At 40.3% G+C, this 12,876-nt stretch carries 12 protein-coding genes and 1 other annotated feature; of the genes, 1 reads left to right on the plus strand and 11 read right to left on the minus strand.

What is annotated here, in order from left to right:
* Positions 1-55 precede the first annotated feature (55 nt).
* The 10 genes from trpA to FC89_RS10835 all read right to left on the minus strand — a co-directional run bounded on the left by trpA (position 56) and on the right by FC89_RS10835 (position 11,106).
* Positions 56-847, minus strand: a complete 792-nt coding sequence (trpA, locus tag FC89_RS10785) for a tryptophan synthase subunit alpha (RefSeq protein ID WP_057872551.1) — start codon at positions 845-847, stop codon at positions 56-58.
* A complete protein-coding gene (trpB, locus tag FC89_RS10790; protein WP_057872552.1) occupies positions 840-2,054 on the minus strand; it encodes a tryptophan synthase subunit beta in 1,215 nt (404 codons plus the stop codon). Before trpB ends, trpA begins: the two co-directional genes overlap by 8 nt.
* Entirely contained in the window at positions 2,026-2,625 is a 600-nt protein-coding gene (locus FC89_RS10795) for a phosphoribosylanthranilate isomerase (RefSeq protein ID WP_057872553.1), read from the minus strand. The genes trpB and FC89_RS10795 overlap by 29 nt, the downstream gene beginning before the upstream one ends.
* On the minus strand, positions 2,597-3,412 hold the full coding sequence (gene trpC / locus FC89_RS10800) for an indole-3-glycerol phosphate synthase TrpC (RefSeq protein WP_057872554.1): 816 nt from the start codon (positions 3,410-3,412) through the stop codon (positions 2,597-2,599). Before trpC ends, FC89_RS10795 begins: the two co-directional genes overlap by 29 nt.
* Positions 3,409-4,434 (minus strand): anthranilate phosphoribosyltransferase, encoded by a 1,026-nt coding sequence (gene trpD / locus FC89_RS10805; protein WP_057872555.1) that lies wholly within the window; start codon positions 4,432-4,434, stop codon positions 3,409-3,411. Before trpD ends, trpC begins: the two co-directional genes overlap by 4 nt.
* 460 nt (positions 4,435-4,894) lie before the next feature.
* Entirely contained in the window at positions 4,895-5,470 is a 576-nt protein-coding gene (locus tag FC89_RS10810; protein ID WP_057872556.1) for an anthranilate synthase component II, read from the minus strand.
* The gene (locus tag FC89_RS10815; protein ID WP_057872557.1) at positions 5,454-6,932 is read right to left on the minus strand and encodes an anthranilate synthase component I family protein; all 1,479 of its coding nucleotides are present in this window, start codon (positions 6,930-6,932) and stop codon (positions 5,454-5,456) included. The genes FC89_RS10810 and FC89_RS10815 overlap by 17 nt, the downstream gene beginning before the upstream one ends.
* Positions 6,933-7,322: 390 nt before the next feature.
* Complete coding sequence (locus FC89_RS10820; protein ID WP_057872558.1) at positions 7,323-8,621, minus strand: O-acetylhomoserine aminocarboxypropyltransferase/cysteine synthase family protein; 1,299 nt, start codon at positions 8,619-8,621, stop codon at positions 7,323-7,325.
* 22 nt (positions 8,622-8,643) lie between these two features.
* Positions 8,644-9,840, minus strand: a complete 1,197-nt coding sequence (locus FC89_RS10825; RefSeq protein WP_057872559.1) for a trans-sulfuration enzyme family protein — start codon at positions 9,838-9,840, stop codon at positions 8,644-8,646.
* 55 nt (positions 9,841-9,895) lie between these two features.
* Positions 9,896-10,158: a binding site (T-box leader), on the minus strand.
* 69 nt (positions 10,159-10,227) lie between these two features.
* Positions 10,228-11,106: a polyphosphate kinase 2 family protein gene (locus FC89_RS10835; protein ID WP_057872561.1), complete on the minus strand. Its 879-nt coding sequence runs from the start codon at positions 11,104-11,106 to the stop codon at positions 10,228-10,230.
* Between the two features lie 107 nt (positions 11,107-11,213).
* On the opposite strand from FC89_RS10835, the gene msrB reads away from it, so the two are divergent.
* Positions 11,214-11,642, plus strand: a complete 429-nt coding sequence (gene msrB, locus FC89_RS10840; protein ID WP_057872562.1) for a peptide-methionine (R)-S-oxide reductase MsrB — start codon at positions 11,214-11,216, stop codon at positions 11,640-11,642.
* Positions 11,643-11,696: 54 nt separating this feature from the next.
* Here msrB and FC89_RS10845 read toward each other — a convergent pair whose 3' ends face one another.
* Positions 11,697-12,848, minus strand: coding sequence for an ArgE/DapE family deacylase (locus FC89_RS10845; protein WP_057872563.1), 1,152 nt, complete (start codon positions 12,846-12,848; stop codon positions 11,697-11,699).
* Positions 12,849-12,876 lie beyond the last annotated feature (28 nt).

A 12,876-nucleotide genomic window follows, 5' to 3' on the forward strand; every position in this document is an offset into this window, starting at 1 on the left:
ATTTCATTTTCTGAAATTCATCCCTCTATTGATATTTGCATTATAAAAAATATCTTTAATTGATTGCGGTTTTTAGCTGTTGAACATAATCATCCAGTTTAGCTGAAACTGCTGAATCATTCTCAGCGATCAATTTAACAATTGCCGAGCCAACGATCACTCCATCAGCAACGGTTGCAATCTCGGCTGCTTGTGCCGGAGTATGGATACCAAAACCAACCGCAATCGGTAAATCGGTTGCTTGTCGAATCTCGGCAATCATTTGTTTTAAATTAGTTTGAATTTGCTGACGCGTGCCGGTAACGCCCATTGAAGAAACAGCATAAACAAATCCGCTGGCTCCGGCTACGACCTTAGGAATTCGCTGGCCGGATGTTGGTGCAACTAATGGAATCAAGGCACAACCATACTTTTGGGCAAAAGGCAAAACCTCCGGACGTTCTTCAGCTGGCAGATCTGGAATAATTAAGCCGCCGATCTGCAGTTCTTCACAACGTTTAAAGAATCTTTCATACCCATATTTAAATACATTATTCAAATATACCAACAATGCCAGTGGAACCTGACTTTTTTGTCGTACAGCGGCCACCAAATCAAACACCCGCTCAGTTGTCATTCCAGCAGCAAACGCTCGCAGATCAGCAGCTTGGATAACGGGCCCGTCTGCTACCGGATCACTAAAAGGAATTCCAATTTCAATAATATCAGTTCCCGCTTGAGCTAAAGTCAAAATTTCAGACACTGATTTTTCAAAACTGGGATCTCCAGCTGTTACAAAACCGATCAACGCCTTATGATCATTTGAAAAAGCATTAGTTAACATTTCTTCTGGTTTAATTTTAGTCATAGATTTTCTTCCCCCGATAACGTGCAATTGCCGCAACATCTTTATCACCGCGACCTGACAAATTGCAAACAATGATTTGATCTGGTCGCATCGTCGGCGCTAATTTGCGGACATAAGCTACTGCGTGACAACTTTCAATAGCAGCTATAATTCCTTCTTCACGAGCAATATATTCAAAGGCCGACACAGCTTCATCATCAGTAATTCCGACATATTCAGCCCGTTTAGTTGCCGCCAAATCCGCATGCTGCGGACCGATTCCTGGGTAATCCAAGCCAGCTGAAATTGAATATACCTGATCAATTTGACCATCATCATTTTGCAGAAAAAGTGACTTCATTCCGTGAAAAATACCAGTACTTCCACGTTCAACTGTAGCAGCGTGCTGCTTAGTGTTGACACCTTTGCCAGCTGCTTCACATCCAATCAATCTGACAGTCGGCTCGGAAATAAAATGATAAAATGCTCCCATTGCATTGCTGCCGCCGCCAACACAAGCTACAACTGCATCCGGTAATTTTCCAGTTTCAGCTAATAATTGCTGTTTGATTTCTTGGCTGATCACTGACTGAAAATCAGCTACCATTGCCGGAAACGGTGCCGGTCCCATCACTGATCCAATTACATAATGGGTATCAGCTGTTCGCCGGCTCCATTCCTGCATTGCCGCGTTAACTGCATCTTTCAGCGTTCCGGTGCCAGTTGTAATCGAGTGAACCTTTGCTCCCAGCAGCTCCATCCGATAAACATTCAATGCCTGGCGCTTAGTATCAACTTCACCCATAAAGATTTCACATTCCATCCCCATTAAAGCAGCTACCGTTGCGGTTGCCACTCCATGCTGGCCAGCACCGGTTTCAGCAATAACGCGCGTCTTGCCCATTTTTTTAGCCAGCAACACTTGTCCTAAAACATTATTTATCTTGTGTGAACCCGTATGATTTAAATCTTCGCGTTTAAAATAAATCTGCGCTCCGCCTAAATCAGCTGACATTTTTTTTGCATGATACAATAATGATGGTCGATTAGCATAATTATCCAGTAAGTCTTTAAGTTCTGCTTGAAATTTCGGATCTTGCCGATAATGTTCATAAGCAGCTGCCAGTTTAGTAACTTCATGCATTAAAGTTTCTGGAATATATTGGCCCCCAAATTCTCCAAAGCGACCGGGTTTATTTTTAGTTACAATATTTTTTTTGGTCAGCATTTCTAACACTCCTTATAAAATCAATAATTTTGTTACGATCTTTATTGCCATTAGTCTCAACACCGGAACTTACGTCAACAATTTGCGGCTGAACCTGCTTAATTGCCTGAGCAACATTCGTTGAATTTAACCCACCTGCTAAAATCAATGGATGCTGCTGGTGATCAATCTGCTGCCAATCGGCTAATTTTCCTGAACCAGGCTGCACCGCATCATACATCCAATAATCAGCTGCCGCTAAACGCGGCCAAGTTGACTTAACGACTTGAAAAACCTGCAAACCAAGTTGTTGCAATTGTTTAAGCTGCTGAGCATTGATTGAACAGTGCAGTTGCACAGCCTGAATGACTTCCTGCTTAACTAGAGCAGTAATTAATGAAAAATCATAGGCAGTTACTACTGCAACTGTTTTAATCTCCGGTTTCAACTGCCGCCGCAAAGCCACCGCTTGTGGTAACTTTATCTGCCGTGGACTTTTAGCAAAAACAAAACCAACATAATCTGGTAAGTATTGGTTCAAAGTTGGAATTACCGCCTGATCTTTAATTCCGCAAATCTTGATTTTCGTCATCTGCTATTTGTCTCAACTCCTTAATTGTCTGCACTTTATTATTGGCCCGCATTAAATATTCACCTACTAAAATCCCATTGATGCGCGCATTTTTTTCTAGAAAAGCGACATCCGCTGGCTGGTGAATTCCACTTTCAGCAATTACCAATCGATTGGACGGAATCAAGGGGCTCAAACGACAAGTTGTTGCCAAATCAACGTGAAAATTAGTTAAATTCCGATTATTGATCCCAATAATTTCTGCAGAAGTTGCCAATACTCGTTTTACTTCGGCTTCATTATGAACTTCAACGATTGCCGCTAAGCCTAAACTGGCTGCCAAGTCCAAATACGATTGCAGCTGCTGATCGTCAAGAATCGCAGCAATTAACAATATAATTGAAGCCCCAGCAGCTTTAGCCTCATAAATCAAATAAGGATCAATTGTAAAATCTTTGCGCAAAAGCGGAACTGAAACTTGCTGAGCTACATCTGTCAAGTAAGCGAGTTTGCCTTTAAAATGATCTTCCTCAGTTAAAATTGAAATAGCCGCTACTCCGGCTGCCTGATATTCAGCCGCAATTTTACGATAAGGCAATTGTTTAACAATCACACCCTTTGAAGGCGATGCTTGCTTGATTTCTGCAATTACGGCCAATGGCGATGCTGTTAAACTGTGAATAAAGTTTGCTTTACCAGTTGTTACTGGCAGCTGTTCACAAATATTTTGTAACTGTTTTAATGGCATTTGAACTTGGCGCTGCTGCATTTTTTGCTGGGTCGATTTTACCAATTCAGTTAAAATCATGCGACATCTGCACCACGATTCGTGTCAGCAACAAATTCATTTAATTTTGCTTGTGCTTGGCCACTGTCCAAAACATCAACCGCCTGTTTAAACGCTGCTGCTAAAGTTAGCTGTGGTTTAGCAATCTGCACGGCCGCAGCCGCATTCATTAACACAACATCTCGCTTAGGACCTTTTTTACCAGCTAAGATTTCCCGGGTAATTGTTGCGTTTTCAGTTGGTGTTCCGCCAACTAGATCTTCTGGTCGACAGCGTTTTAAACCAAACTGTTCCGGTGTAATTTCAAATTTTTGCACCTGTCCGTCTCGAAATGCCGCTACTTTGGTCGGACCTGTTAAGGTAATCTCATCCAGCCCATCGGTACCATGAACAACCATGCCAGCAGTCACACCTAGTTTTTGTAAAACATCCGGCAGCTGTTCCAACAAACGCTCATCCGATACTCCTAATAGCTGCATCGAAGCTCCGGCTGGATTAGCTAAGGGACCCAAAATATTAAAAAGTGTTCGAAAAGCTAATTCTTTTCTTGCAGGGGCCACATAGCGCATTGCCTGATGATATTCCTGAGCAAATAAGAAACAAATACCAATTTCATCTAGCGTTTTAGCTGAATTTTGTGGGGAAGTATTAATGTTTGCTCCCAAAGCTTCTAAAACATCTGCCGCTCCACTTAAAGAAGATGCTGCACGATTTCCATGCTTAGTCACCGGAATTCCTGCAGCCGCGGCAATAAAAGCACTTGTTGTTGAAATGTTAAATGTGTGTGCCTGATCCCCACCAGTACCAACAATTTCTAAAGTTGGTCTGTCTTCAGTTTTAAAAGGCAATGCTTGTGCCCGCATGGCAGCTGCCGCACCGGCTATCTCGTCAATTGTTTCGCCTTTAGTTGCTAAAGCTGTCAAGAAAGCGGCAATTTGAATATCTGATGTTTGCCCCGACATAATTTCATTGATTGCTGCCGCTGTCATTTCATAACTTAAATTTTTACCAGCTACTGTTTGTTTAATTGCTTCTTTAATCATTTTTTCGTCCTCCTAATATCAAAACTCGGTTTTCTCATGGTTTTAACAAAAAACGTTTCCTGATACTGCCATCGAAATCTCACCATTGGTTTTTCCTCCTCAAAAAAAGAATCCGTCCATAACTAAAAATTGTTAAGGACGGATTCTTCCGCGGTGCCACCTTGTTTTGGTATTTAAATAAGCCTTTATAAAAAGCTACTTCAAAAACCACACTCTTTTCCAGGATGCCAACACATCCCTGATAACTGACGCGTACCTAGCGTTGCGGAGTACTAACAGCAATTGCTGCGTTGGCCGCACCCTCAGTGGTCCATTTAATAATCTGTGTTCAGCCGGACTCTCAGCTACGCCGGCTCTCTGAATGAGCATAATTATCTTGATCTCCACTTCAACGGTTTGTATGGACGAATATTAAGTTAAAACTAGATTAACTCACGATTAAGTAATTGTCAATATATAATTAAGAAATTCTCAAAAAATTACTAATGATCTGATTTCCCGCAGTTGAATCCGTCATTATTGATTCAGGATGATATTGAACTGCATATAATCGTTGCGACTCATCCGAAAATGACATAACTTCATTATCACTGGAAAAACCGGTAATTCTAAAATTCTTTGGTAAACTAGTTGCGGTCGCCACCAGCGAATGATAGCGAGCAGCCGTAAAATGCTGAGCCACCCCCTGCAGCAAACGATCATGACAGCATAGTGAAATCGTATCTGTTTTGCCATGCATCAACTGCTGGGCAGCCACTATATCTGCTTTAAAAGCCGCGGCGATTACCTCTAATCCCATACATACTCCTAGAATCGGGATTTTACCGGCAAATCGCCGAACCAGCTCCAAACAAATGCCGGCATCAGCTGGCGTTCCTGGCCCAGGAGAAATAATAATATGCTGCGGCCGTAAAGCAGCTATTTGCTGACAAGTCAGTTCATCATTTTTCTTTACAGTAACTTCAGTTGTAAATTGACCAATTTGTTGATAAAGATTATAAGTAAAGCTATCATAATTATCAATTAATAATTCCATTTACTCGCTCCCGTTCTAGTACACGCTGTAGTGCCTGTTTAACCGAGCGTGCTTTATTTAAACATTCTTGATATTCATCTTCGGCATAACTATCTGCCACAATTCCGGCTCCCGTATGCAAACAAGCTATGTCGCCGGTCTTGTGTAACAAACGAATCCCAATTGCCAAATCCATTTGACCGGAAAAGCTTAAGAAACCAAAAGTTCCGCCGTATAAGCCTCTTTTCAACTGTTCCAACTGATCGATCAATTGCATTGCCCGTAATTTAGGAGCTCCTGATAAAGTTCCGGCCGGAAATACTGCTTCTAAGATATCCATTAGATCTTTATCAACTGCTGTTTTGCTTTTAATAGTCGAAGCTAAATGGACAACCGTTTCAAATTTTTCCAAATACGCGTGCTTAGTTACTTTTACGGAACCGAACCGACTAACCTGTCCAAGATCATTACGACCTAAATCAACCAGCATATTGTGTTCGGCTAATTCCTTTTTACTGCTTAATAACTCAGCAATTCGCTGCTGATCTTTTAACTTATCTCCTGTTAATTTTCGCGTTCCTGCTAAGGGATAGCTTGCTAGGCAGCCCTTATCTTTAGTTACTAAAGTTTCTGGTGATGCTGCAACTGCATTAAAGTTCCCTTGATGCATAAGAAAATGATAGGCAGCCGGCTCATCTTGAACTAATTGCAGCAGTAATGGAAGCAAACTGCCTTCCAATCGACCAAATTGCGGATTTGACATGATCAGTTGAAAAATATCACCTTGCACAATATGTTTCTTTGCCTGTTGAACTTTAGCTGCAAATTCGGCAACCGAAAACCGCAGCGAAAATTCTTGCGTTAAAGTTAGTTCGGGTAATTTGCTAGGTCGTTTTAAAATTACTGTCAAACGCTCACGCAATTTTTCCAAATGCCCAGCTGCTGCTTGATAATTCTGAGTCAAATCTGCTGTCGCGATATTCTCGATCAATAATAAACGATCATGGTCATGATCAAAAGCAACCAGCTTCAAACATAAAAACAAGCCAAAATCTTGCAAGTCGGCAGGATTTTGTTGCTGAAACTGCAAATGCTGTTGAAAATACTTAGTATATTCATATGAAAAATAACCAATCAAGCCCCCAGAAAAAGGCGGCATTCCGGCAATCAGCGGTTGATGATAATGCCGGAGCAGATTCGTCAAATAACGATGAGGTTCAACTGCTTGCGTTATACTTTTTTGCTGCTTTGTTACTGTTAAATTGCCATTCAGCAATTTTAAGTCAGCAGTTGGTTCAATTACAAAATAACTGTAATTTCCTAATGAGTGACTGCCACCAGCCAAATACAAAAAATTTTCTTGCCGATCAAAGTACGTAAGTAATTTAGTAATTTCCGTTGGCTTCAATGGCATTGCCAGACTGACCGGCAAAAATTGATAATCGTGGACATATTTCTTCAAATCTGTAATCGCTGGAAACATTTTATCCCTCCTCAAAAAAAATCCGTCCATAACAAAAAATTGTTAAGGACGGATTTTTCCGCGGTACCACCTTGTTTCGGTAATTAAATAAGCCTCTATAAAAAGCTACTTCAAAAACCACACTCTTTCCAGGATGCCAACACATCCCTGATAACTGACGCGTATCTAGCGTTACGGAGTACTAGCAGTTGTTTACTGCGTTGACCGCACCCTCAGTGGTCCATTTAATAATCTGTGTTCAGCCGGGCTCTCAGCTACGCCGGCTCTCTGGATGAGCATAATTATCTTGATCTCCACTTCAACGGTTTGTATGGACGGATATTAAATTGTTATTAGCTTACCTCACGCTTAAATTTCTGTCAACCCTAATTATAAAATAAATAGCGCTGGTTACTTAAATGCCCCTGCTAGTGCCTGATTTAAATCACTGATCAAATCGTCAACATCTTCCAATCCAATCGATAAGCGGATCAACTGCGGATTCAGGCCTGTCCGCTGACGAAACTCAGCCGGTACTTCGCGATGAGTCGTCCGGGCTGGATTCACAATCAATGATTTAGCATCCCCAATGTTTGGTAAGTAACTAAATATTTGGGTTTGATCAATCAATTTAGCAACGTTTTCTTCATTACCAGCCAATTCAAATGATAAAATTGAGCCAACTCCTTGCGGCAAATATTTCTTCACTAAGCGATCGTGAGGGTCTAACCCGCTGTAAAAAACCTGTTTGACATGTGGATTTTTAACTAAAAATTGAGCAATTTTTTCAGTGCTGGCAACTTGCTTATCCAACCGTTCAGCAATTGTTTCTAAACCTAACAAAACAAAATAAGCATCAATCGGTCCCAAAACTGATCCCAACAATCGGATATACTTCATCCGAATTCGTTTAATAAAGGCTGCTGACCCAAATTTGCTGCTGAAACTGGCAGTCACTTTTCGCTGTTCATCGCCCAAAATAAATTCCTCACTTGTAAATTGTGGAAAACGTCCATTTGTCCAATCAAATTTTCCATGATCAACGATCAGTCCTGAAAGCGTGTTACCATGTCCATTAATTCCCTTCGTTGAAGAATAAATAACAATATCAGCACCATATTCGAACGGCCGCAGTAAATAAGGCGTTGGAAATGTATTATCAACGATTAAGGGAATTCCAGCTGCATGTGCAATTTGAGCTAAGACTTCAAGATCAGCAATCTCTGTACTCGGATTAGCTACACTTTCAACATAAATTGCTTTCGTATCTGGTTTAATCAATTGCTCAACTTGTTTTAGATCGTTAATATTATCAACCAAATCAAAATTAATTCCGTACGTCGGAAAGAAATTACGAAATTCATCCAAGGTTGAACCATAAATATTGATTGGGGCAATAATTCGACCACCACCGTCAGCAACATTTAAAATCGTAAAAGAAATAGCTGACATTCCTGATGCAACAGCTGCTGCTCCAATCCCGCCTTCAAGATCAGCAATCCGGTCTTCCAACACTTGAACAGTTGGATTCCCATCACGCGAATAATCAAAACGCCCCGGCAGTTGACCAGTCACAATCTGATTTGCTACTGTCGTATTCGTCAACCCAAAAGCTGCCGTTTGATAAATCGGTACTGAAGATGCGTAATGATGTTCTTCCGGACGATAACCTGCATGAATTCTTTTCGTATTAAACTTACAATCTGCCAAAATTTTCACTCTCCTAAGTACTTTATTTGATTAATATTTTCTGTGTTTGTCTTTGTATTTGCGGCTGCTTTTGTGGCTGTACAGCTGCCAAGGCCTGTTGCAAATCAGCTTTTAAGTCGGTTGCATCTTCAATTCCCACTGCTAAACGAATCAATTGCGGTGAAATTCCAGCTGCCAACCGTTCTGCTGGTGGCAATTCTGCATGACTCATTTCGTAAGGCAATTCGGCCAAGCTTTCAACAGCTCCCAGACTAACCGCCAATTTAAATAGTTTCAGGTGATCCACAAAACGACAAGCATCAATTTCCGGAGCTAATTCAAACGAAAAAACACCACCGCAACCATGACACTCTGCCGCTGCAATTTCATAATCAGATGTTCCCGGTATGACCGGATAATGAATTTTGGTTACCTCTGGTTGTTGCTGCAAAAAATTAATTAATTGAGCCGTATTAGCTTGCTGACGATCCATTCTTAAAGCTAAAGTTTGAATTCCACGCCGAACCAAGTTAGCATCTTGCGGGGATAAAACACCGCCCAGTGCATTTTGGATAAAATAAATTTTTTCAGCTAATTCAGTTGTCTTAGCAACAACTAAGCCGGCAATCACATCCGAATGGCCACTCAAGTATTTCGTAGCTGAATGGACAACTAGATCAGCGCCTAAACATAATGGTTGTTGTAAATACGGTGTTAAAAAAGTATTATCAACAATTGTCAGCAAATGATGTGCATGAGCAAGCTGGGCAATTTTTTTGACACTAGTTACCTGCAGCAGGGGATTAGTGAATGGTTCAAAATAAATAGCTTTGGTATTGGGTCTAATAGCAGCTGCCACCGCCGTTAAATCACGCGAATCAACTGCAGTGAAAGTCAATTGCCGTTCTTTAAAATATTGATTTAATAAGCGATAGGTTCCACCATAAATTTGATCACCAACGATTAGATGATCGCCTGGTTTAAAGATTGCTAAAACCGCATGAATAGCCGCCATGCCTGAAGCAAAAGCAAAACCGCGAACACCCTTTTCTAATTGTGCAATTTGCTTTTCTAAAAACTCCCGCGTTGGATTACCTGAGCGGGCATAGTCCCAGTGAACCGGCTGCTTGATTGACTGATATTGATACGTCGAAGAATTATAAATCGGAACATTGACTGCTCCTGTTTGGTTATCATTAATTGTTTGTCCATGAACCAACTGTGTATTAAAAGCTGTCATTTTGAATCAATCCTCCCCTAAATAAAAAAAGCAGTCCCTTTGTCCTCGCTTTTCAGCTAAGGACGAAAAGACTGCTTTTCGCGTTACCACCTTAATTTAAATAGTTCTCACAAACTATTCCTTCAAAAGTACATTCTTATTTATCTCCAGAAGATACTTCGACTCGCTAACGGGAGTTCCCGCTATTGCCTTATTATTCAGCACAACTCAGCAATAGAACTTCTCAACAAGACCATCTTCAACAGTCAATTGTTATCGTTTTTCATCAACCAACGACTCGCTTAAAACAATTTTTCCATTTACTCTTCTTGCTGTTTTTTAATTATTTACTAATGAATTATCAGCCAAAAGCTAATAAAAGTCAACTGTTTTTTTCATTTTTATAATTTATTTTTCTTTTTTTAAAATACTTAGTGCTTGTTCAAGCTCGGCCTGTTTTCCATCTGGCATTTCTGGGTAATGTAACGGCAATTGCTTCATCCGCTCAACGATAATGTCGGAAACGCACATTCGTGAATACCACTTATCATCGGAAGGAATAAGATACCACGGATTTTCTTTAGTAGCCGTTTTAGCAATTGCAGCTTCATAAGCTCGTTGGTAATCATCCCAATATTTACGTTCCTTAATATCTGCTTCCGAAAATTTCCAATTATGACTGGGAAGCTCAATCCGGCGCAAAAAACGCAACCGCTGTTCTTCTTTTGACATATGCAAAAAGAATTTCAATACTAAAATTCCATTACGTGCCAAATACTTTTCAAAATAAGTAATATCCTCGAATCTTTTGGCAAAAAATTGTTCATTAACCTGATCCAAACTGGTAATGCCAGCTAAATGCGAATTTAAAATCAATTCTGGATGCACCCGACTGACTAAAACATCTTCATAATAAGAGCGATTAAAGATTCCAATATTACCCTTAGCCGGCACGTGCTGATGAATCCGCCATAAATAATCATGATCCAATTCAAGCGAACTCGGTTGTTTAAAACTGGTAACTTCGCAGCCTTGCGGGTTGATTCCACTCATTACATGCCGGATCATGCTATCCTTACCTGCCGCATCCATTGCTTGAAAAACCAGCAGTACTCCATAGCGATTTTGAGCATAGAGCATTCCTTGCAAATCAGCTAATTTTTTTATATTTTTAGCTAATTGTTGTTTGATTTCTTCCTTAACCGGACTGTTTTTAATCGCTGTTGCTGTTCTATCAAGTTTTAATTCTTTTTTCCCACTGTAACAATATTTTTCTGCTGAAGTCATTTTCGAGCCTCCCAGTTGAATTCTTAATGAAAAAAGCAAAAAGCTTGTTTTTAAAACGCTTTATAGCTATATTAATCATACCACTTAGTTAAGAGGAGGATAGTAATTTGACTGATAATTCACAACTTAAAAGCAAAATCGATCCTTTAGCCTATGAAGTAACTCAACATGCTACTACTGAAAAACCTTTTTCTGGTAAATATGACAACTTTGATCAACCCGGAATTTATGTTGATGTGATCAGTGGTGAGCCATTATTTTCATCGCTGGATAAGTACGACTCTGGCTGTGGTTGGCCGGCATTTACCAAACCATTGACCAAACTGCAAGAACACCATGATCACTCTTGGGGGATGCAGCGAATCGAAGTCCGCAGTCCCCAAGCTGACTCACATTTGGGTCATGTGTTTAATGATGGTCCTGTGTCCAGCGGTGGTTTACGTTATTGCATCAATTCAGCTGCTTTAAAATTTATTCCATTAGATCAATTAACCACTGCTGGTTATGGCGCTTACACCAAGTTATTTAAAAAATAAAAAAGCTGGCTGACAACTTAGAAAAAATCATTTTCCAAACTGCCGCCAGTTTTTTTATGCTTGTTCAAAATAAGTCTGCACTACTTCCTGATAGATATCACAAATTGCTAAAAAGCTGCTAATGGTCGTGTACTCATCAATCTGATGAGCATGTTTCCAAGCTGCCGGTCCTAAAACAACTGTTTTGATTTTAGGATTACGCTGAGTGAAGACACTTGCATCAGTTGCTCCATTAATTGTTTTCAATTCAATTGCCTGCCGAGGAAAATGACTGGCAGAAATTGCCGCAACTTGCTGTACAAACTCATCTTGTGGATCAGTTTTTACGGGATAAAAATTGTGTAATAATGAAAATTCCAGTTTAAATTTAGTTTGCTGATTAATAATTGCCAGCTGATTTTTAATAGCAGCAATTATTTTTTCATTTGTAAAAGCTGGAGTAGGTCGAATATTTCCAGATAGTTCTGCTTGGTCAGGAATAATATTGATTTGCGAGCCGCCCTTAATCATAGTAATACTATGTTTGACCTTTCCTAAAGCTAAATCGCCCGGATCTTGCTCAAAAAGATGCGGTTCAGCAGCAATATAAGCTGCCAAACCATTAATTGCATTGATGCCAGCTTCAGGAGTTGAGCTATGAACTGCTTGACCATAACTCTTGATTTGATAATTAATTGTCCCCGCGTGAGCATAAACAATTTGCCCATCAGTCGGTTCACCGACAATCATCGCTTGAACATCATCAAACACTCCCTGATCAGCCAAACGATAGGCTCCCGGCGTTCCAAATTCTTCGCCAGCGGTCGCTACAAATTTCAATGTTCCTGGAATTTTGACACCCTGTTCTGCCAATTCAGCCAAAGCAATCACTTCTGCTGCCAAACCGCTTTTCATATCCGCACTGCCGCGTCCATAAAGTCGATCACCGTCAATTTTTGCTTGAAATGGTGAGGAATGCCATTTTGCTTGATCACCAACTGCTACTGTATCTTGATGACCAGTCAAACAAAAAACCTGTTTCGTCTTTTTTTCGCCGAATTCAGCTATTAAATCTGCTCGTTTGTCGCCAAAGCGGTCGATTTTTGCAGTAATTCCGTATTTTGCCAAAAAAGCTGCCAAATATTCTGCAACCTCAACCTCATTGCCATTTACCGAATTAATTGCAATCAAATCAGTTAATACCTTAATTTTTTCTTGTTTTTCCAAATTATCATCTTCCTTGAGCCATCAGCTT

This window comes from Liquorilactobacillus ghanensis DSM 18630, assembly GCF_001435235.1.
GTDB lineage: Bacteria > Bacillota > Bacilli > Lactobacillales > Lactobacillaceae > Liquorilactobacillus > Liquorilactobacillus ghanensis.